The sequence below is a fragment of the Cellulosimicrobium sp. BMG9.23 genome, from assembly GCF_059159985.1.
The window spans coordinates 323919-344413 of the sequence record NZ_JBZGBZ010000001.1; the positions used below are offsets into that span (position 1 = coordinate 323919).

The window sequence follows — 20495 nt, forward strand, 5'->3', positions numbered from 1 at the left end:
CCCCCACCGCACGCCTCGTGATCATGGGACCCCAGGGTGCCGGCAAGGGGACGCAGGCAGCCCGGCTCGCCGAGCGCTACGCGATCCCCGCGATCTCCACGGGCGACATCTTCCGGGCGAACATCAAGGGCGGCACGGAGCTCGGCCGCCTCGCGCAGGAGTACACGGCGAAGGGCGACCTCGTCCCCGACTCCGTGACCAACGCGATGGTGCGGGACCGCCTCGCGCAGGACGACGTCGCGCGCGGCTTCATCCTCGACGGCTACCCCCGCAACGCGGCCCAGGTCGTCGAGCTCGACGCGATCCTCGCCGACCTCGGCTGGTCGCTCGACGGCGTCGTGGAGATCACGGCGGACCGTGACGAGCTCCTCGCCCGGCTCGCGAAGCGCGCCGAGATCGAGGGCCGCGAGGACGACACCGAGGAGGCCATCGCGCGCCGCCTCGACATCTACGCGGAGCAGACGGCTCCGCTCACCGCTGCGTACGACGAGCGGGGTCTGCTCGTCCGCGTGGACGGCATCGGCGAGATCGAGGACGTCACGGGGCGCATCACGGCCGCGCTCGAGCCGCTGGTCGGCTGACGACGGAGCAGCACCGCACGCCACGCGGCAGGGGCCCTGCGCGGTGCCGTGCGGGTGCCGGTCGGGAGAGGGAGCACGGTGTTCGGTCGCGAACGCATCGAGTACAAGACGCACGAGCAGGTCCAGGCCATGCGGCGTGCCGGGGTCGTCGTCGCGACGGCCCTCGAGACGGTGCGCGACGCCGTCCGGCCCGGGATGACGACGAGCGACCTCGACGCCCTGGCCGCCGCGGTCATCGCGGACGCCGGTGCGACGTCGTCGTTCCTCGGCTATGAGGGGTACCCAGCGACGGTGTGCGTGTCGGTCAACGACGAGGTGGTGCACGGCATCCCCGGTGCGCGCGAGCTGCGCGCGGGAGACGTCGTGTCGGTGGACTGCGGGGCCGTCGTCGACGGCTGGCACGGGGACTCCGCGACGTCGTTCGTGCTCGGCGACGCGGATCCTGCGGACGAGGCGCTCGTCGAGGCCACGCGCCAGGCGATGTGGGACGGCATCGCCGCGCTCGCGTCGAGCGAGCGGCTCGGCGACGTCGGCGTCGCGATCGAGGACTCGGTCCGCGCGGCGGGGGAGCGGGACGGCATCGCCTACGGGATCGTCGAGGAGTACGTGGGCCACGGTATCGGCTCCGCGATGCACCAGCCGCCGGACGTGCCGAACTACCGGACGCGCGACCGCGGGCCGCGGCTGCGGCCGGGCATGTGCCTCGCGATCGAGCCGATGGTCACGCGGGGGGAGCGTTTCACCCAGGTGTGCGAGGACGACTGGACGGTCGTCACCGACGACGGCTCCCGGGCCGCGCACTGGGAGCACAGCGTCGCGATCCTCGAGGACGGCATCTGGGTCCTCACCGCCGCCGACGGTGGCGCGGAGGAGCTCGCAGCGCGCGGTGTGCAGGTCGCGCCGCTCGGCGCCTGACGTCTCGTCGTTCTCGCGGCGTCCGGCCCGCTCGTGGGCAGGGTGGGTCAGTGCCCGGCGTCCCGTGGGCGCGCTGGTGTGACGAACCCCGGTTTCGCGACGCTTGCCGGATGCCTTAGGATAGACCGTTGGGTGTAGTCCGTGTTCACCGGTACGTCCGGCTCTGCCGTCCGAAGGGCGCCGGTGCCGGCGTCGACGCGAGGCTCCACACGACAATCCACGCTCGCGGGCCTCGGTCCTTCGCGCGTGGGACCGAGCAGTTCAGACGAGAGTTAGCGGAGGACATGGCAAAGAAGGACGGTGTCATCGAGATCGAGGGCAGCGTGGTCGAGGCCCTGCCGAACGCGATGTTCCGCGTGGAGCTGGCCAACGGGCACAAGGTTCTCGCCCACATCTCGGGCAAGATGCGTCAGCACTACATCCGGATCCTCCCCGAGGACCGTGTCGTGGTGGAGCTCAGCCCGTACGACCTGTCCCGCGGCCGGATCGTCTACCGCTACAAGTAGTCGTCACGCGTCCACCACTCAACCAGCCGCCGTCTCCGCGGTCGACCGGTCCACCCGGTCCACCGTCGTCGGGGGCGGAGCACCACTGAGGGAACACTGATGAAGGTCAAGCCCAGCGTCAAGAAGATCTGCGACAAGTGCAAGGTGATCCGCCGGCACGGTCGCGTCATGGTGATCTGCGACAACCTGCGGCACAAGCAGCGCCAGGGCTGAGCCCTCGCCTGCGCCACGGGTGACGGCCCTCGGGCCGGATCACCGGGTGACCGCCCTGAGGGCGGCGCCCACCAGCGCACCACCACGAACCCGCCCCGGACGGCGGTCGCAGCAGCGGCCGCACGACGGCGCAGGGGAACCCCCGGCCCGGAGGCCGGGGCCCGCGGCTCCCGCGGGATGGCGGTGCGGAAGACCTCCGGACGAAGTACGAGGAGCCGAAAGGCACATGGCACGTCTCATCGGCGTCGACCTCCCCCGCGACAAGCGGCTCGAGGTTGCGCTCACCTACATCTTCGGCGTCGGCCGTACCCGCGCCCAGCAGACGCTGGCCGCCACGGGCATCAGCCCGGACGCGCGCGTGAAGGACCTCGGCGACGCCGAGCTCGTCGCGCTCCGCGACTACCTCGAGGGCAGCTACAAGCTCGAGGGTGACCTCCGTCGTGAGGTGGCCGCCGACATCCGCCGCAAGGTCGAGATCGGCACCTACCAGGGCCTGCGTCACCGCCGCGGCCTTCCCGTGCGCGGTCAGCGCACGAAGACCAACGCGCGCACGCGCAAGGGACCGAAGCGCACCGTGGCCGGCAAGAAGAAGGCCCGCTAAGCAGCAGTCCGCCGGGCGGGCCCCGGCCGTGCGGTGACCCTCGCGTCACCGGGCGGCTCGGAGATCCCCGCGGTCCGACCACCTCAGACCAGGAGAGAAAGAGCACATGCCTCCCAAGACTCGCGCAGCGTCCAGCTCGCGCAAGCCGCGCCGCAAGGACAAGAAGAACGTCCCGCTCGGCCAGGCGCACATCAAGAGCACCTTCAACAACACGATCGTCTCGATCACCGACCCGACGGGCGCCGTGATCGCCTGGGCCTCGGCCGGGCACGTGGGCTTCAAGGGCTCCCGCAAGTCCACGCCGTTCGCCGCGCAGCTCGCTGCGGAGTCCGCGGCGCGCCGCGCCCAGGAGCACGGTGTGAAGAAGGTCGACGTCTTCGTCAAGGGTCCCGGCTCGGGCCGCGAGACCGCGATCCGCTCCCTCCAGGCCACCGGCCTCGAGGTCGGCTCGATCCAGGACGTGACGCCGCAGGCGCACAACGGGTGCCGCCCGCCCAAGCGTCGCCGCGTCTGACGTCCTCGCCGTCGGCACGCACGCCGTCGACGGGACCCCGGGTACCTCGTGCACACCGGAGCCCCGTCGACGGCAGCGGTCCGTCCGGGCTCCGGCCCTGACACGTCGACGGCACCCCTTCCCGACCGGGTGGACCGAGTCCCGGCCGGGGCCGCGCGCCCAGGCGCGCACCTCGCCTTGAACCGTGAAGCGTCATATGGCGGACGCTCACCGAAAGGAAATCACCAGTGCTGATCGCACAGCGCCCCACCTTGACCGAAGAGGTCATCTCGGAGAACCGTTCGCGCTTCTCCATCGAGCCCCTGGAGCCGGGCTTCGGCTACACGCTCGGCAACTCGCTGCGTCGCACGCTGCTGTCGTCCATCCCGGGCGCGGCGGTCACCTCCATCCGCATCGACGGTGTGCTCCACGAGTTCACCACCGTGCCGGGTGTCAAGGAGGACGTCACCGAGGTCATCCTCAACATCAAGAACCTCGTCGTCTCCTCGGAGAACGACGAGCCCGTCGTGATGTACCTGCGCAAGCAGGGCGCTGGCGCCGTGACCGCGGCGGACATCGTCCCGCCCGCGGGCGTGGAGGTCCACAACAGCGATCTGCACATCGCCACGCTGAACGACAAGGGCAAGCTCGAGATCGAGCTCACGGTCGAGCGTGGCCGCGGCTACGTCTCGGCGGCGCAGAACAAGTCGTTCGACGCGGAGATCGGCCGCATCCCGGTCGACTCGATCTACTCGCCGGTCCTCAAGGTGACCTACAAGGTCGAGGCGACGCGTGTCGAGCAGCGCACGGACTTCGACAAGCTGGTGGTGGACGTCGAGACGAAGCAGGCGATCTCGCCCCGCGACGCCCTCGCGTCGGCGGGCAAGACGCTCGTCGAGCTGTTCGGCCTGGCCCGTGAGCTCAACGTCGAGGCCGAGGGCATCGAGATCGGCCCGTCGCCGACGGACGCCGCGCTCGCCGCGGACCTCGCGCTGCCGATCGAGGAGCTCAACCTCACGATCCGCTCGTACAACTGCCTCAAGCGCGAGGGCATCCACCAGGTGGGCGAGCTCGTCGCTCGCAGCGAGGCCGACCTGCTGGACATCCGCAACTTCGGTGCCAAGTCCATCAACGAGGTCAAGGAGAAGCTCGCCGAGCTCGGCCTGTCCCTCAAGGACTCGCCGCTGGACTTCGACCCCTCGGCGGCGGCGTACTACGACGGCGACGAGGACGAGCCCACGTTCTCGGACACCGAGCAGCAGTACTGAGCCGGCGCGAGCCAGCGACTCCCACACCTCTAGCGCGCCCCGGGTCGCACCCGGGCCGCGAAAACTTCCCAAGGAGCACATCCCATGCCTACCCCCACCAAGGGTCCGCGGCTCGGCGGTGGACCGGCTCACGAGCGTCTGATCCTCGCGAACCTGTCCACGGCGCTGTTCGAGCACGGCCGCATCACGACCACCGAGACCAAGGCGAAGCGCCTGCGTCCGCTGGCCGAGCGCCTCATCACGTTCGCCAAGCGCGGTGACCTGCACGCGCGTCGTCGCGTCCTGCGCGTCGTGCGCGACAAGTCCGTGGTGCACACGCTGTTCACCGAGATCGCACCGCAGATGGCGGAGCGCAACGGTGGCTACACGCGCATCACCAAGGTCGGCACGCGCAAGGGCGACAACGCGCCCCTCGCGGTCATCGAGCTCGTGACCGAGCCCGTCAGCCCGAAGCAGGCCGTCGTCCGCGAGGCCGAGAAGGCCGCGGAGAAGGCCAGCAAGAAGAAGGCCGACAAGCCGGCGAAGAAGGCTGACGCCCCGGTCGAGGACGCCCCGGTCGAGGACGCCCCGGTCGCCGCCGACCAGGTCGAGGACGCCCCGGTCGCCGCCGACCAGGTCGAGGACGCGCCCGTCGAGGACGCTCCCGCCGACAAGGCCGAGGAGACCAAGGAGGCCTGAGGCCCCCTGCCGCTCCGCACGAAGGGCCCGGAACCGCACGGTTCCGGGCCCTTCGTCGTCCGCGGGAAACGTCGGTTCGCGAGATCGACCCGAGCGTCGCGAGATCGACCTGCAGAGGGTCGATCTCGCGACGTGGGGGTCGATCTCGCGGCCGGTGGCGGCGGTGGGCGGCGACGGGCCGGGAGCCGGGAGCCCGTGCGACCGTCGGCTCCGGCGCCTACCGTCGAGTGATGCACCCCGTCCGCGACGTGCCTCCCGTGCTCCTCGTGCACGGGTCGCGCACGTCGCGCACGATGTGGCGCGGCCAGCTCGCCGCGCTCGACCGGGCAGGCGTCCCCGGCCTCGCGGTCGACCTCCCCGGCCACGGCGCCCGTCGCGGCGAGCCGTTCACGCTCGATGGTGCGGTGGCGGCCGTCGCGCACGGCGTCGACGACCTCGGGGGCCGGGCGCTCGTCGTCGGGCTGTCACTCGGGGGGTACGTGGCGATCGAGGCGCGGGCGCGGCACCCGGATCGTGTGCTCGGGCTCGTCGCGGCGAGCTGCTCGACCGTGCCGAGCACGCGGCTGCGCGCAGCATGGCTCCTTGCCGCGGAGCGCATCGAGCGGCTTCCCGACGGCGGGGCGGCGCTCAACCAGGCGCTCGTGGACCGCACGATGCCTGCCGAGGGGGCGGCCGACCTCGCCGCCGGAGGCTTCGCCCTCGACGTCATGAGCGCGATCCTGCGCGAGATGGGCACCGCGGACCCGCTCGCGGCCCTCGCGGCGACCGACTCCCCGGTCTGGCTCGTCAACGGGCGGTGGGACCACTTCCGGACGGGCGAGCGGTCGTTCCTCGCGGCCGCGCGTCGCGGGGGAGCACGAGCGCGCCTCGTGGTGGTCCCCGGGGCGCGTCACCTCGTCAGCCTCGACCGTCCCGTCGCCTTCTCGCGGCTCCTCCTCGAGGCGGTCGCCGACGTCGCGCGCGGCCCCCAGAGGTCGGCGGCTCCCCGCCCGCCAGAGGACGTCCGTGACCGCTCGCTGACGCCCTCGGGCGGGCGGTAGGCCCACGCACGACGCCCTCGGCACGGTCGGTCCTCTGCAGGGATCCCTCAGGCGGGCGGGAGGTCCCACGCGCGGGCGCCCCCGACGAGCGCGGCGGAGTTCGGGACCACGACGACGTCGTCGCCCAGCCGGTCCAGCACCGTGGGCGTGATCTGCCGCGAGTTCCCGCCGCCGAGATAGAGCCGGTCCCACCAGAACACGGGCCGCAGGCCGTCCACGACGGCGAGCACGCGGCGCGACCAGAGCGCGTTGCCGAGCCGCCGCCGCTCGGGCTCTCCCACGTACTCGTCGTACGACGTCCCGCGCCGCACGGGCGCGCGCGACCACTCGAGGTGAGGCGCGAGGCGGCCACCGTGGAACAGCGCCGAGCCCAGCCCGGTCCCGAGCGTGAGGACGAGCTCGAGCCCCGACGCCGCGACCACGCCCGCGCCGTGGACCTCGGCGTCGTTGAGCACGAGCGCGGGCACACCGAGCCGGCGCGCGACGGCGGCCTGGACGTCGAAGCTCGCCCACGCCTCGACGAGCGCGGGGTCGACGCGCGACCGCGGTCCGCTGCGCGTCACGTAGTGCGGGGTGTGCACGACGACGCCGCGTCGGATCATGCCTGGCATGCCGACGGTCGCGCGGTCCGCACGCGGGAGCCTGCCCGCGATCTCCGCGACGGTCTCGACCAGCAGCTCCGGGGGGAGCGGGTACGGGGTCGGCACGCGGACCGCCGCGGCGTGGGCGGTGCCGGAGGAGTCCAGCACGTTCGCCTTGATCCCGCCGCCGCCGCAGTCGACGGCGAGCGTCCTCAGGTCGGTCATGCGTCGCAGCGTAGGCGGGCACGCCGGGGCGCGCACCGCGCCGGGCGCCGACCCGCCTCGTGCGCGTGCGGCTACCGTGATCCTCTGTGACCGACGTACCGCCCGACGCGACCGCCGTGCCCGCCCCCACCGCCGTGCCCGCAGCGCCCCCGCACGCCCTCGGCGACGACTCCGGTGACGTGCAGGCGCCGGACCGGGACCAGGTGCGCGTCCGGCTGGACCTCGCCTACCAGGGCACGCACTTCGCCGGCTGGGCGAGGCAGCCGGGTCTGCGCACCGTCCAGGGCGCCCTGGAGGACGCGTTCGCGACCCTCCTGCGGGGCGACCCGCCGCGCCTCACCGTCGCGGGCCGGACGGATGCCGGGGTGCACGCCCGGGGCCAGGTCGCGCACGTCGACCTCACGCACGCCCAGTGGGAGTCGCTGCCCGGTCGCTCCGACCGCGCGCCGGGGGACGCGCTCGTCGCGCGGCTCGGGGGCGTGCTGCCGGGCGACGTCGTGGTGCGCCGTGCCGCCTCGGCCCCGGAGGGGTTCGACGCGCGGTTCTCCGCGCTGCACCGCGCGTACACCTACCGCGTCGCGGACGACCCGGCGCAGCGCGACCCGTTGCGTCGCGAGTGGACGCTGTGGAACCGGCGGCCCCTCGACGTCGCCGCGATGGACGCCGCCGTGCGGCCTCTGCTGGGCGTGCGGGACTTCGCCGCGTTCTGCAAGCCGCGCCCCGGCGCCACGACGATCCGCGAGCTGCAGCACCTGTCCTGGTCCCACCCGGGCGACGGACCCGACGCCGGGCTGGTCGTCGCGCACGTCCGGGCGGACGCGTTCTGCCACAACATGGTCCGCGCGCTCGTGGGCGCGTCGCTCGCCGTGGGGGAGGGGAGGCGGGACGTCGCGTGGCCGGCCGCGCTCCTGGCGAGCCGACGACGCGACGGCGGGGCCGGCGTCGTGCCGGCGCACGGCCTCGTGCTCGAGGAGGTGACCTACCCGCCCGACGAGGACCTCGCCGAGCGGGCCGAGCGCATCCGCGCGGTCCGCAACGAGGAGGACGTGTGGGACGCCGCCGACGGGTCGTGACCCCTCGGCGGCGCCCCGCCGGTCACGGCTCCTCGACGATGTGGACCGCGGCCTCCTCCGCGCTCGCGCCCGCCCCGGAGATGCCCTCGTCGTCGGCGTAGGTGTCGTTCTGACGGCCGTCCAGCGCGTCGGGGTCGGCGGTGAGCCGGCCCGCCCGGGACGTGTCGGGCCGGTCGAGCGGGTCGCCGTCCCACTCCTCCGGCTCCTCCTCGGCCAGGCGCTGGTCGAGCGACTCGCCGTGGACCTCTTCCCAGGCCGTCTCGCCGTAGTGGTTCTTCCGGTCGCGGTCCGGCGGGGAGTAGCCCTCGTCGAGCACGTCGGCGACGCCGCGGTCGAGCAGCGTGTCCTCCGCCTGGAGCTGGTCGTTGTCGCCCTCGGCGCCGGTCTCCGGGTCAGGGCTGGTGCCTGTGGTGTCGCTCATGCCCCCACCGTCGCACCTCGCGACGACCGTCGCAGCACGACGGCGTCCCGGCCGCCACGGACTTCCCAGCCCCACGGCCGTCCCGTCGACCGTCGGGTCAAAGGACGTGACCGCGACACGTGCAGCGGGCGACCATGGCGGGGTGGGACACCTCGAGATCAGCGACATCAGCTATCACCTGCCCGACGGCCGGACGCTCCTGGACGCCGTGAGCCTCCGGGTCGCGGACGGGGCGCGGGTCGCGCTCGTGGGACCGAACGGCGTCGGGAAGTCGACGCTGCTGCGGATCGTCACGGGCGACCTGGTGCCGCACGGCGGCAGCATCGTGCGCAGCGGGGGCCTGGGGGTGATGCGGCAGCAGGTCGCGCACGGGGACGACGACCGCACCGTGCGCGACCTGCTCGTCGAGCTCGCCCCGACCGCGGTGCGCGAGGCCGCGCTCGAGCTCGGCGCCGCCGAGCTCGACGTCATGACCGTCGACGACACCGCCGCGCAGATGCGCTACGCGCAGGCGCTCGCGGACTGGGCGGACGTCGGCGGTTACGACGCGGAGACGGCGTGGGACCGCGTGACCGACGAGGTGCTGTCGAACCCCTTCGAGCGGGCGCAGTGGCGCGAGCTGCGGACCCTGTCCGGCGGCGAGCAGAAGCGCCTGGCGCTCACCGCGCTGCTGGGCGGACCGGAGCAGGTCCTCCTGCTCGACGAGCCGGACAACGCGCTCGACGTCCCGACGAAGCGCTGGCTGGAGGACCGGCTCGTCGAGTCGCCGAAGTCGGTGCTCTACGTGTCGCACGACCGCGAGCTGCTCGCGCGCACGGCGACGCAGGTCGCGACCCTCGAGCCGACTCCCGGTGGCGGCACGGTCTGGGTCCACGGCGGCGGGTTCACGACCTACGCGCAGGCGCGCGAGGAGCGTCGCGAGCGGCTCGCCGAGCTCGCGCGCCGCTGGGACGAGGAGCACCGCAAGCTCGTCGACCTCGTCCAGACGCTCAAGACGAAGGCGGCGTTCAACGACGGTCTCGCGAGCCGCTACCAGGCGGCGCGCACGCGCCTGCGGAAGTTCGAGGAGGCCGGGCCGCCCGAGGTCCTTGCGCGCGAGCAGCGCGTCAGCGTGCGCCTGCGGGGCGGGCGCACGGCCAAGCGCGCCGTGACCTGCCACCAGCTCGAGCTCACCGGGCTCGTGCAGCCGTTCGACCTCGAGGTGTTCTTCGGCGAGCGCGTGGCCGTGCTCGGGTCGAACGGGTCCGGGAAGTCGCACCTCCTGCGGCTGCTCGCGGCGGGCGGGAGCGACCCTGCGCCCGGTGTGGTGCCCGACGTCGCGGCGCACCCCGCCCTCCTCGGCGCGCCCGCCGACGCGGTCGCCCCGGCACCCGTCGCCCACACCGGGCGGGCCGTCCTCGGCTCGCGCGTGCGGCCGGGCTGGTTCGCCCAGAACCACGACCATCCCGGCCTGCGCGGTCGCACCCTGCTGGAGATCCTGCACCGTGGTGAGGGCAACCGGTCGGGGATGGGGCGCGAGGACGCGAGCCGCGCGCTCGACCGGTACGAGCTCGTCGCCCAGGCGGGGCAGCGCTTCGAGACGCTGTCGGGCGGTCAGCAGGCCCGGTTCCAGATCCTGCTCCTCGAGCTCGACGGCGCGACGCTCCTGCTGCTCGACGAGCCGACGGACAACCTGGACCTGCACTCGGCCGAGGCGCTCGAGGCCGGCCTCGCGGCGTTCGAGGGCACGGTGCTCGCCGTGACCCACGACCGCTGGTTCGCGCGAGGCTTCGACCGGTTCCTGGTCCTCGGGGGTGACGGCCGCGTGGTGGAGACGCCGGAGCCCGTGTGGGACGTCGAGCGCGTGGACCGCGTCCGCTGACGGGAGACCCGCGGTGGTGGGCGTTCGTGGGCGGTCGCGGGCACGGCCAGGGAGGCGTCGCAGGATCCTTATCCTGGAGAGCATGGCCGTCCACAAGATCGTGCTCTTCTACGCCTTCACACCGCTCGCGGACCCGCGCGCGGTGCAGCTGTGGCAGCTCGCCCTCGCCGAGCGCTGGCACCTGACGGGACGCGTCATCGTCTCGGAGCACGGCATCAACGCGACGCTCGGCGGGACGGTGGAGGACCTCAAGCAGTACGTGAAGACGACGCGCCGGTACCCCGGCTTCGAGCGGATCGACGTCAAGTGGTCGGACGGGACGGGGCACGACTTCCCGCGTCTGTCGGTCAAGGTGCGGCCAGAGCTCGTCGCGTTCGGCGCCGCGGACGAGCTGAAGGTCGACGAGGACGGCGTGGTCGGGGGCGGGGAGCGGCTCAGCCCGCAGGCCCTGCACGACCTCGTCGACGCGCGCGGGGACGAGGTCGTGATGTTCGACGGGCGCAACGCGTTCGAGGCGGCGATCGGACGGTTCCGGGGCGCGGTGGTCCCGGACGTGGAGACGACGCGGGACGTCGTGGCCGAGATCGACGCGGGCCGCTACGACGACCTCAAGCAACGCCCGGTGGTGACGTACTGCACCGGCGGCGTACGGTGCGAGGTGCTGTCGGCGCTCCTGCGCTCGCGCGGGTTCGAGGAGGTGTACCAGCTCGACGGCGGCGTGGTGCGCTACGGCGAGGTGTTCGGCTCGACGGGGCTGTGGGACGGGTCGCTCTACGTGTTCGACGAGCGGATGCACGTCGAGCTCGGACCGGGTTCGACCCCGCTCGGGGAGTGCACGGTCTGCGGCGGCGCGACCGCGCGGTACGAGAACTGCGCCGACCCCTCGTGCCGGACGCTGCGGCTGTTCTGCGACGACTGCGTCGGGGCCGCGCAGGGAGGGCGCTGCGAGGTGTGCGTCGAGGAGCGACCGGACGGAGCCGGCACCCGCACCCGCACCTGACGTGCTCGTGCGGCCGCTTTGACCATGACCCGCCCGCGCAGGTACTCTGGTGAGTCGTTGTGCTCTTCTCACGACACCCGTGTCGCTAGCGCGCCCACTCGCTGCCGGCCAAGGAGCGGGTGTCACCGAGCCCGCCGCGCAACGACAACGCCCTCTCGACCGCCTGCTTCAGCGGCCGAAGAAGACACCTGACAGAAACGAAGGCTACGACCGTGCGTACGTACACCCCGAAGCCCGGCGACATCCAGCGCAACTGGTACGTCATCGACGCGACCGACGTCGTCCTGGGCCGCCTGGCCACCCACGTGGCCACCCTGCTGCGCGGCAAGCACAAGCCGACCTTCGCTCCGCACGTCGACGGCGGTGACTTCGTCATCGTCATCAACGCCGGCAAGGTCGCCCTCAGCGGCAACAAGCGCGAGCAGAAGATGGCCTACAACCACTCGGGCTACCCGGGCGGTCTGCGCGCCACCGCCTACGGCGACCTGCTCGACAAGCACCCTGAGCGTGCCGTCGAGAAGGCCGTGCGCGGCATGGTGCCGAAGACGAGCCTCGGCCGTGCCCAGATGGGCAAGCTGAAGGTCTACGCCGGTGCCGAGCACCCGCACGCCGCTCAGCAGCCCCAGCCGTTCGAGATCACCCAGGTCGCGCAGTAATCGCCGCCCAGGCGTAGCCGACAGAGAGACGCGAGGACACACCCGTGGCCGAGACCACCGTCGAGACCGACACGCTGGGTGACGAGACCCCCAGCACCTACACCTCTGAGTCCACAGCCCCCACGGGCCGCGGCCAGAGCATCACCGCTCCCGGGCAGGCCCTGGGCCGTCGCAAGGAGGCGGTCGCTCGCGTCCGCCTCGTGCCGGGCACGGGCCAGTGGAAGGTCAACGGGCGCACGCTCGAGGACTACTTCCCGAACAAGGTCCACCAGCAGCTCGTCAACTCCCCGCTGAAGCTGGTCGACGTCGAGGGTCGCTTCGACGTCGTCGCCCGCATCTCGGGTGGCGGCACCTCCGGCCAGGCCGGTGCGCTGCGCCTCGGCATCGCCCGCGCGCTCAACGCGATCGACGCGGAGAACAACCGCCCGGCGCTGAAGAAGGCCGGCTTCCTCACGCGCGACGCACGCGTCGTCGAGCGCAAGAAGGCCGGGCTCAAGAAGGCCCGCAAGGCACCGCAGTACTCCAAGCGCTGATCCGCGCCGTGTGATCGTCGGCCCCGGTGGACTCGTCCGCCGGGGCCGACGGCTTTTGTCAGGACTGTTGACGAGCCCGGCGTGGGCGAAGAAGGTGGTGCGCGGTCGACGCGCGACGCCGTGAGAGAAGGACTTCCATGGGACGACTGTTCGGGACCGACGGCGTGCGAGGCCTCGCCAACGGCAACGTGACGGCGGAGCTCGCGCTCGACCTCGGCGTCGCCGCGGCGCGCGTGCTCGCGGACGGGCCGGAGGGACATCGTCCGCGCGCGGTCGTGGGTCGCGACACCCGCGTGTCCGGGGAGTTCCTCGGCGCGGCGCTCGCCGCCGGTCTCGCGAGCGCGGGCGTCGACGTCCGCGACGTCGGCGTCCTGCCGACCCCCGGCGTCGCCTATCTCACGAGCACGATGGACGTCGACTTCGGCGTGGTGATCTCCGCGTCGCACAACCCCATGCAGGACAACGGGATCAAGTTCCTCGCGCGCGGCGGCGTGAAGCTCGACGACGCGGTCGAGGACGCGATCGAGTCGGTCCTGGGGCAGGAGTGGTCGCGCCCGACGCACGGAAGCGTCGGCCGGCTGTCCCGCGACACCGGCCGCGCCGGGAGCGCCTACGTCGAGCACCTCATGGCGAGCATCGGCGCCGACGAGGACGCCAAGCCGCTCGCCGGCCTGCGGATCGCCGTGGACTGCGCGAACGGCGCGGCGAGCGACGTCGGCCCCGCGGCGCTGCGCGCGGCGGGCGCGGACGTCGTCGTCATCAACGCGAGCCCCGACGGGCACAACATCAACGCCGCGTGCGGCTCCAACCACCCCGAGCAGCTCCAGGCCGTGGTCGTCGCGTCGGAGGCCGACTTCGGTGTCGCGTTCGACGGCGACGCGGACCGGTGCATCGCCGTCGACCACGGCGGCGCCGTCGTCGACGGTGACCAGATCATGGGGGTGCTCGCGATCGCGCTGAAGGACGAGGGCGCCCTGCCGGACGACACCCTCGTCGTCACGGTGATGAGCAACCTCGGTCTCCTCCTAGCGATGCGCGACGCCGGGATCCGGACGGTGCAGACGGCCGTCGGCGACCGGTACGTGCTCGAGGAGATGCGCACGCACGGCTACGGCCTCGGCGGCGAGCAGTCCGGCCACATCGTCATCTCGCGCTACGCGACGACGGGCGACGGCGTCCTCACCGCGCTGCAGCTCGCGGCGCGCGTCAAGGCGACCGGTCAGAAGCTCGCGGACCTCGCGGGCGTCGTCCAGCGGCTGCCGCAGACGCTCGTGAACGTCCCCGGGGTCGACCGGTCGCGGGCAGCGAGCGACGAGGAGCTGCTCGCCGCCGTCACCGACGCCGAGGCGACGCTCGGGGAGACGGGGCGCGTCCTGCTGCGCCCGTCCGGGACCGAGCCGCTCGTGCGCGTGATGGTGGAGGCCGCGACCCAGCAGCAGGCGGACGCGGTCGCCGGCGGGCTCGCCGACGTCGTCCGCGAGCGTCTGGCGCTGTGAGCCGGCGCGGGACCGAGTGCCGGCAGGGGACGGGGACGACTGCGGTGAGCGGAGCGGAGCGATGAGCGTGCGGTACGGGGTCGACGAAGCGCTGCGGGCGTACGTGGTCGGCCTGCTCGACACCTTCGACGACGGCCTCCTGCCCATCGTGCAGGCCGGGCACCCGGTGCTGCGCACGCCCGCCGTGCCGTACGCGGGTCAGCTCGGCGACGTGCTGCCGCCGCTCCTCGACGCGATGCGGGCGACCATGCACGCCGCCCCGGGCGTCGGGCTCGCCGCGCCGCAGATCGGGCTGGGCCTCGCGTTCGCGGTCGTCGAGGACCCGGGCTCGCCCGACCCGGACGACGAGCGTGAGCGCCCACCCCTGCCCTTCCGCGTCCTGGTGAACCCCCGCTACGAGGCGGTGGGCGAGGAGACGCGCACCTTCGTCGAGGGGTGTCTGTCGGTGCACGGCTGGCAGGCGGAGCGCGCCCGCGCCCGCACGGTGCGCCTCACGGGCGAGGACGAGGTCGGTACGCCGGTCGACGAGGTCCTCACCGGGTGGCCGGCCCGGATCGTGCAGCACGAGACGGACCACCTGCGCGGCGAGCTGTACCTCGACGGTGCCGACCTGCGGACGCTCTCGTCCACGCTCGCGGCCGCTCGCATCCCCCAGGCCCGCGCGGACGCCTGAACCGGACCGAGGCCCGCGCACCCGCGTACCGGGAGGTGGTCCCCACGACGTACCCGTCCTGCGGCCGATCTCCCTCGACAGGATGACGACGGTGCGTCGACCGCACGGAAGACTCGTGGTCACCGCCGCGGCCGGTGGGAGACCTCAGGGTTGACTCGGGGGAATTCCTGATGGACGACGGCGGCACGCTCCGTAGGCTGGACGTGGCACCGGACGCCACGTCCGGTGCCACCACAGCCGCCGCCAGCCTGGCCCCCGCCAGCCGACGAACGAGGACCCCGTGACCGAGGCCGTGTCGACCTTCCTGGAGAATCTGGAGGCCTGGATTCTCGCTCTCGCGGCGTCCGGGTGGATCTACCCCGCACTGCTCGGCTTTGCGACGATCGACGGCTTCTTCCCGCCGATCCCCAGCGAGTCGGTCGTCATCACGCTCGCCGTCTCGGCGCACGCGACCGGCTCGCCGAACCTGCTCCTCGTCCTCGTCATCGCCGCGATCGGCGCGTGGACCGGGGACCAGATCGCCTTCTCCCTGGGCCGCGCCATCGGCACGGAGCGCGTCGCGTTCCTGCGCACGGTTCGAGGGCGCAGGGCCGTGGCGTGGGCCGAGCGCGCGCTCGCGAACCGAGGAGCGTCGTTCATCCTCGCCGCGCGGTACATCCCGGTCGGGCGCGTCGCGGTCAACATGACCGCGGGCGCGGTCGGCTACCCGCGCAGGCGGTTCATGGCGTTCTCCGCGATCGCCGCGGTCACCTGGGCGCTCTACTCCGTCCTCATCGGGCTCGTCGCCGCGCAGTGGCTCGGCCACGAGCCGCTCCTCGCGATGGTCGTCGGCGTCGTGATCGGGATCGCCGGCGGGTTCGTCATCGACCGGATCCTCATGGTCCGCGCCCGACGGCGCGGCGTGCTTCCCGTGGCTCTCATGAACCCGGGGCAGACGACAGACGCTGCCGCGGCGCCGTCCGGCACCGCCGTGGCGAGCACGCCGGGAGACGTCGGCGCGACGTCGAGCACCGGCGGGGCGAGCGCGCCGGGAGAGACCGACGCGACGTCAGGGACAACCGCCGGCGGTGCCGGGAGCCTGCCGCGCTGAGGCCGTGAGCGTGCGCAGGTGTCAGAGCTTGCGCAGGCGCACCCGCTGGACCGAGTGGTCCGAGCCCTTCGTGAGCACGAGCGTCGCGCGCCCCCGCGTCGGCAGGATGTTCTGCTCGAGGTTCGGCGCGTTGATCGAGTCCCAGATCGACCGGGCCCGCTCCACGGCCTGCTCGTCCGTGAGGTCCGCGTAGCGGCGGAAGTACGACTCCGGGCGCGCGAACGCCGTCCGGCGCAGCGTGAGGAACCGGTCGACGTACCACTGCCGGACGTTGCGCGTCCGGGCGTCGACGTAGATCGAGAAGTCGAAGAAGTCCGAGACGGCGACGGTCGACTCGTCGTGCGCGCTCGGGCGGGCAGGCTGCAGGACGTTGAGCCCTTCGACGACGAGCACGTCCGGCTTGCGGACGACCGCCTCCGCGCCGGGCACGATGTCGTACGTGAGGTGGTCGTAGACCGGCGCCCGGACCTCGTCGTGGCCCGCCTTGACCTTCGAGAGGAACCGGATGAGGGCCCGCCGGTCGTAGGACTCCGGGAAGCCCTTGCGGTCCATGAGGCCCCGGCGCTGCAGCTCCGCGTTCGGGTAGAGGAAACCGTCGGTCGTGATGAGCTCGACCCGCGGCGTCTCGGGCCAGCGCGCGAGCATCTCGCGCAGCACGCGCGCCGTCGTGGACTTGCCGACGGCGACGGACCCCGCGACGCCGATGACGTACGGCGTCGACCCGGTGTCCTCGCGCAGGAACGTCGACGTCGCCTCGTGCAGCCCTGCCGTCGCGGTGACGTACAGGTTGAGCAGGCGGGAGAGCGGCCGGTACACCGCGTCGACCTCCGCGAGGTCGATCGGGTCGCCGAGGCCGCGCAGGCGCGACACGTCGGCGTCGGTCAGCGGGAGCGGCGTGGACTCCGAGAGACGGCTCCACGCCGCACGGTCGAGGTCGACGTACGGCGACGACGGGCTGGAGATCAGGCGGGTCAGGGCGTCGGTCGACTCGGGCGCGGGGGAGGACACCCGTCCGATTCTGCCGGATGATCGACGGCGCGCGTGCCGTGGGGCCCTCGGATCAGGTCGGGCGGTCGGTCGGGTCGGTCGGGGGTCGGTCGCGCGCCGTCGCTTGCGCGGACGACGTGCTCGGGCTGCCGCGCCGTCGCCCTGGTCTCTCGGCTCGCGTTCTGGGAGCGCGGCTCTGACGCCCTTCGCACGTCGTCCGCTCCGGCGACGGCGCGCTCGTCGTCCGGCCCCGGTGGGTACGTCGGTCCGGCGCCAGCCCGCGCGTCGTCCCGGTCGCGCGGTGAGTGGTGGTGGTCTCAGCGGGGACGACGGCGCGGTGGCAGCTCGACCGGGGCGCCCGGTCCGGGGCGTGCGAGGTCGGGGAGCCGGTCCATGAGGGCGCGGGCGTCGGCCGGGGCGTGGGCGTGGACGTCGTTGTCGAGGTACACCTCGACGTCGTGGCCCTCGGCGTGCCAGCGGCGGACGCGGTCGGCCCAGGCGTCGAGCACGTGCGGGCGGTAGGCGCTCGTGTAGAGCTCGGTGTCGCCGTGGAGGCGCACGTAGACGAGAGGGGCGGTCACCGCGTCGATCACGGGCCAACGGCCGGCGCCGTCGGAGATCGCGAGGGCGATGCCGTGGTCGCGCAGGAGGTCGAGTGCCGCCGGGTCGGCGAAGGAGGCGTGGCGGGGCTCGAGCGCGTGGACGATCGGTCGGTCGGCGATGACGTCCGTCCAGGGGTCGGCGCGGAGGCGGTCGTCGTGGTGCGCGGCGAGTCGCGCGGCGTCCGACGCCGTGCGGGGGAGCAGGTCGAGGAACGACTCGAGCGTGGGTCGGTCGAACGCGGTGCGTTCCGGGAGCTGCCAGAGGACCGGGCCGAGGCGGTCCCCGAGGGCGAGGACGCCGCTCGCGAAGAAGTTGGCGAGGGGCGTCCGGACGTCGCGGAGGCGCTTCATGTGCGTGATGAACCGGCCGCCCTTGACCGCGAAGGTGAAGCCCGGCGGCGTGTGCTCGCGCCAGGCCACGAACGACGACGGTCGCTGGAGCGAGTAGAAGGTGCCGTTCAGCTCGACGGACGGGAAGACGGACGCCACGTGCTCGAGCTCGCGGCGCTGCGGAAGGCCGGGCGGGTAGAAGGGGCCGCGCCAGTCCGCGTACCGCCATCCGGACAGGCCGATGCGGACGGAGGGCATGCGACACTGTCCATCGGGACGGGGTGGCTCGCCGCCCGGAGTTACGCAGGAGGCCTGACGAAGAACCACGATTCCACGTCGCTCCGAGGTCGTCCCTGCCGTCGCTAGACTCGTCGACCATGTGCGGAATCGTGGGCTACGTGGGCCCTGGAACCATGGTGGGAGAGGCCTCGGGGCGACCCCTCGACGTCACCCTCGAAGGACTCGGCCGGCTCGAGTACCGCGGGTACGACTCGGCGGGTGTCGCGCTCGTCGGCCCGGGGATCGACGCGGTCGCGTTCGCGAAGAAGTCCGGGAAGCTGGCCAACCTGGTCGCCGAGATCGAGCAGCACCCGCTGCCGGCGTCGACGGCCGCCATCGGGCACACCCGGTGGGCGACGCACGGGGGCCCGACCGACACCAACGCCCACCCGCACCTCGCGGACGGCGACCGGCTCGCCGTGATCCACAACGGGATCGTCGAGAACTTCGCGATCCTCAAGGCGGAGCTCGTCGCCGACGGCGTGACCTTCCTGTCGGAGACGGACACCGAGGTCGCGGCGCAGCTGCTCGCGCGGGCCTACCGCGACACGAAGGACCTCACGACGGCGATGGGACAGGTCGCGCGGCGGCTCGAGGGCACGTTCACGCTGCTCGCCGTGCACGCGGACTCTCCGGACACCGTGGTGGGCGCGCGGCACGACTCGCCGCTCGTCGTCGGGATCGGCGAGGGCGAGAACTTCCTCGGCTCCGACGTCGCGGCGTTCATCTCCCACACCAAGGACGCGCTCGAGCTCGGGCAGGACCAGATCGTCACGATCACGCCGACGGCGGTCGAGGTGACGGACTTCGACGGCAACCCGGCCGAGGCGAAGCGCTACACCGTCGACTGGGACGCCGCCGCGGCCGAGAAGGGCGGCTTCGCGTCCTTCATGGACAAGGAGATCCACGACCAGCCGCACGCCGTCGGCGACACGCTGCTCGGTCGGACGGACACGTCGGGCCGGCTCGTGCTCGACGACCTGCGCATCGACGAGGCCGTGCTGCGGTCCGTCGACAAGATCATCGTGGTGGCCTGCGGCACCGCCGCCTACTCCGGGCACGTGGCCAAGTACGCGATCGAGCACTGGTGCCGCATCCCCGTCGAGGTCGAGCTCGCGCACGAGTTCCGCTACCGCGACCCGATCGTCGACGAGAAGACCCTCGTGGTCGCCGTGACCCAGTCCGGCGAGACGATGGACACCCTCATGGCCGTGCGTCACGCGCGCGAGCAGGGTGCCAAGGTCGTCTCGATCGTCAACACGCACGGGTCGACGATCCCGCGCGAGTCCGACGCCGTGCTCTACACTCACGCCGGCCCCGAGATCGCGGTCGCGTCGACCAAGGCGTTCCTGTCGCAGATCACCGCGGCCTACCTGCTCGGGCTCTACCTCGCGCAGCTGCGCGGCAACAAGTTCCCGGACGAGATCTCCGCGATCCTCGACGACCTGCGCGACATGCCGCGCAAGATCCAGACCGTGATCGAGCGGGGCGAGTACGTGCGCGCGACGGCCCGGTCGATGAAGGATGCGTCGTCGGTCCTGTTCCTCGGCCGGCACGTCGGGTTCCCGGTGGCGCTCGAGGGCGCGCTCAAGCTCAAGGAGCTCGCGTACATCCACGCCGAGGGCTTCGCGGCGGGCGAGCTCAAGCACGGGCCGATCGCGCTCATCGACGAGGGCCAGCCGGTGTTCGTCATCGTCCCGTCGCCGCGCGGCCGCGAGGGCCTGCACTCGAAGATCATCTCCAACATCCAGGAGATCCGGGCGCGCGGCGCCCGCACGCTCGTGATCGCCGAGGACGGCGACGACGCGGTACGCCCGTACGCCGACGAGATCTTCTGGATCCCGGAGTCGCCCACCCTGCTGTCCCCGCTGCTCGCGGTCGTCCCGCTGCAGATCTTCGCCATGGCGCTCGCCACGGCGAAGGGTCTCGACGTCGACCAGCCGCGCAACCTGGCGAAGTCGGTCACGGTCGAGTAGACGGGCAGCGCGGGCCCGCGGACGCGGCCGGGACGCGCCGTAGGGTGAGCGCATGATCATCGGGGTGGGGATCGACGTCGTCGACGTCGCGCGGTTCATGGCGTCGATCGAGCGGACCCCGCGGCTCCGGGACAAGCTCTTCACACCGGCCGAGCGCGACCTCCCGCCGTCGTCGCTCGCGGCGCGCTTCGCCGCGAAGGAGGCGATCGCGAAGGCGCTCGGCGCCCCGGGCGGCATGCAGTGGCACGACGCGACCGTGCACCGCGTCGTCGGCGGCCCGCCCGAGGTCGAGATCACCGGCACCGTCGCCGCCCGCGCCGAGGAGCTGGGCATCCGCACGTTCCACCTGTCCATCTCGCACGACGCCGGCATCGCGTCGGCGATGGTCGTCGCGGAGGGCTGACGCAGGCAGCCGGG

Annotated in this window: 23 protein-coding genes; 19 read left to right on the top strand and 4 right to left on the bottom strand. The window is 72.9% G+C overall.

Annotated elements, in window-relative coordinates; genetic code table 11:
* Positions 1-23: 23 nt before the first annotated feature.
* The 9 genes from AC4H2G_RS01325 to AC4H2G_RS01365 all read left to right on the top strand — a co-directional run bounded on the left by AC4H2G_RS01325 (position 24) and on the right by AC4H2G_RS01365 (position 6295).
* A complete protein-coding gene (locus tag AC4H2G_RS01325) occupies positions 24-581 on the top strand; it encodes an adenylate kinase (protein WP_494364109.1) in 558 nt (185 codons plus the stop codon).
* Positions 582-659: 78 nt separating this feature from the next.
* Entirely contained in the window at positions 660-1496 is an 837-nt protein-coding gene (gene map / locus AC4H2G_RS01330) for a type I methionyl aminopeptidase (RefSeq protein WP_494363954.1), read from the top strand.
* 284 nt (positions 1497-1780) lie between these two features.
* Positions 1781-2002, top strand: a complete 222-nt coding sequence (gene infA / locus AC4H2G_RS01335; RefSeq protein WP_012867920.1) for a translation initiation factor IF-1 — start codon at positions 1781-1783, stop codon at positions 2000-2002.
* Positions 2003-2101: 99 nt separating this feature from the next.
* Positions 2102-2215 (top strand): 50S ribosomal protein L36, encoded by a 114-nt coding sequence (gene rpmJ / locus AC4H2G_RS01340; protein WP_003956441.1) that lies wholly within the window; start codon positions 2102-2104, stop codon positions 2213-2215.
* Between the two features lie 226 nt (positions 2216-2441).
* Positions 2442-2816 (top strand): 30S ribosomal protein S13, encoded by a 375-nt coding sequence (gene rpsM / locus AC4H2G_RS01345; protein WP_494363955.1) that lies wholly within the window; start codon positions 2442-2444, stop codon positions 2814-2816.
* 106 nt (positions 2817-2922) lie between these two features.
* The gene (rpsK, locus tag AC4H2G_RS01350) at positions 2923-3330 is read left to right on the top strand and encodes a 30S ribosomal protein S11 (protein WP_454041282.1); all 408 of its coding nucleotides are present in this window, start codon (positions 2923-2925) and stop codon (positions 3328-3330) included.
* Between the two features lie 227 nt (positions 3331-3557).
* Positions 3558-4577 carry a DNA-directed RNA polymerase subunit alpha gene (locus tag AC4H2G_RS01355; RefSeq protein ID WP_251153551.1) on the top strand — a complete coding sequence of 340 codons (1020 nt, stop codon included), beginning with the start codon at positions 3558-3560 and terminating at the stop codon, positions 4575-4577.
* A gap of 84 nt (positions 4578-4661) precedes the next feature.
* Entirely contained in the window at positions 4662-5255 is a 594-nt protein-coding gene (gene rplQ, locus AC4H2G_RS01360) for a 50S ribosomal protein L17 (RefSeq protein WP_494363956.1), read from the top strand.
* 230 nt (positions 5256-5485) lie between these two features.
* Positions 5486-6295 (top strand): alpha/beta fold hydrolase, encoded by an 810-nt coding sequence (locus tag AC4H2G_RS01365; protein ID WP_494363957.1) that lies wholly within the window; start codon positions 5486-5488, stop codon positions 6293-6295.
* 47 nt (positions 6296-6342) lie between these two features.
* Here AC4H2G_RS01365 and AC4H2G_RS01370 read toward each other — a convergent pair whose 3' ends face one another.
* Positions 6343-7101: an ROK family protein gene (locus tag AC4H2G_RS01370; protein WP_494363958.1), complete on the bottom strand. Its 759-nt coding sequence runs from the start codon at positions 7099-7101 to the stop codon at positions 6343-6345.
* A gap of 179 nt (positions 7102-7280) precedes the next feature.
* Here AC4H2G_RS01370 and truA point away from each other — a divergent pair, with 179 nt between their 5' ends.
* Positions 7281-8174 carry a tRNA pseudouridine(38-40) synthase TruA gene (gene truA, locus AC4H2G_RS01375; RefSeq protein WP_494364110.1) on the top strand — a complete coding sequence of 298 codons (894 nt, stop codon included), beginning with the start codon at positions 7281-7283 and terminating at the stop codon, positions 8172-8174.
* A 22-nt stretch (positions 8175-8196) separates the two neighbouring features.
* Here truA and AC4H2G_RS01380 read toward each other — a convergent pair whose 3' ends face one another.
* Positions 8197-8595: a DUF5709 domain-containing protein gene (locus AC4H2G_RS01380; RefSeq protein ID WP_494363959.1), complete on the bottom strand. Its 399-nt coding sequence runs from the start codon at positions 8593-8595 to the stop codon at positions 8197-8199.
* A 142-nt stretch (positions 8596-8737) separates the two neighbouring features.
* Between AC4H2G_RS01380 and AC4H2G_RS01385 the strand changes: the two genes are divergently transcribed.
* The 7 genes from AC4H2G_RS01385 to AC4H2G_RS01415 all read left to right on the top strand — a co-directional run bounded on the left by AC4H2G_RS01385 (position 8738) and on the right by AC4H2G_RS01415 (position 15904).
* Positions 8738-10456 carry an ATP-binding cassette domain-containing protein gene (locus tag AC4H2G_RS01385; RefSeq protein WP_494363960.1) on the top strand — a complete coding sequence of 573 codons (1719 nt, stop codon included), beginning with the start codon at positions 8738-8740 and terminating at the stop codon, positions 10454-10456.
* Positions 10457-10538: 82 nt separating this feature from the next.
* A complete protein-coding gene (gene trhO, locus AC4H2G_RS01390; RefSeq protein ID WP_494363961.1) occupies positions 10539-11456 on the top strand; it encodes an oxygen-dependent tRNA uridine(34) hydroxylase TrhO in 918 nt (305 codons plus the stop codon).
* A 212-nt stretch (positions 11457-11668) separates the two neighbouring features.
* A complete protein-coding gene (gene rplM / locus AC4H2G_RS01395) occupies positions 11669-12112 on the top strand; it encodes a 50S ribosomal protein L13 (protein WP_435738780.1) in 444 nt (147 codons plus the stop codon).
* 44 nt (positions 12113-12156) lie between these two features.
* Positions 12157-12645 carry a 30S ribosomal protein S9 gene (gene rpsI / locus AC4H2G_RS01400; RefSeq protein ID WP_494363962.1) on the top strand — a complete coding sequence of 163 codons (489 nt, stop codon included), beginning with the start codon at positions 12157-12159 and terminating at the stop codon, positions 12643-12645.
* A 137-nt stretch (positions 12646-12782) separates the two neighbouring features.
* Entirely contained in the window at positions 12783-14141 is a 1359-nt protein-coding gene (glmM, locus tag AC4H2G_RS01405) for a phosphoglucosamine mutase (protein ID WP_494363963.1), read from the top strand.
* Positions 14142-14202: 61 nt separating this feature from the next.
* On the top strand, positions 14203-14814 hold the full coding sequence (locus tag AC4H2G_RS01410) for a peptide deformylase (protein ID WP_494363964.1): 612 nt from the start codon (positions 14203-14205) through the stop codon (positions 14812-14814).
* A gap of 280 nt (positions 14815-15094) precedes the next feature.
* Positions 15095-15904, top strand: a complete 810-nt coding sequence (locus AC4H2G_RS01415) for a DedA family protein (RefSeq protein ID WP_494363965.1) — start codon at positions 15095-15097, stop codon at positions 15902-15904.
* A gap of 21 nt (positions 15905-15925) precedes the next feature.
* Here AC4H2G_RS01415 and coaA read toward each other — a convergent pair whose 3' ends face one another.
* Entirely contained in the window at positions 15926-16912 is a 987-nt protein-coding gene (gene coaA / locus AC4H2G_RS01420) for a type I pantothenate kinase (RefSeq protein ID WP_494363966.1), read from the bottom strand.
* Between the two features lie 296 nt (positions 16913-17208).
* Positions 17209-18081, bottom strand: a complete 873-nt coding sequence (locus AC4H2G_RS01425; RefSeq protein ID WP_494363967.1) for a DUF72 domain-containing protein — start codon at positions 18079-18081, stop codon at positions 17209-17211.
* 119 nt (positions 18082-18200) lie between these two features.
* Here AC4H2G_RS01425 and glmS point away from each other — a divergent pair, with 119 nt between their 5' ends.
* Together glmS and AC4H2G_RS01435 are read left to right on the top strand one after the other, a co-directional pair.
* Entirely contained in the window at positions 18201-20078 is a 1878-nt protein-coding gene (gene glmS / locus AC4H2G_RS01430) for a glutamine--fructose-6-phosphate transaminase (isomerizing) (protein WP_494363968.1), read from the top strand.
* A 52-nt stretch (positions 20079-20130) separates the two neighbouring features.
* On the top strand, positions 20131-20481 hold the full coding sequence (locus AC4H2G_RS01435; protein ID WP_494363969.1) for a holo-ACP synthase: 351 nt from the start codon (positions 20131-20133) through the stop codon (positions 20479-20481).
* Positions 20482-20495: the final 14 nt, after the last annotated feature.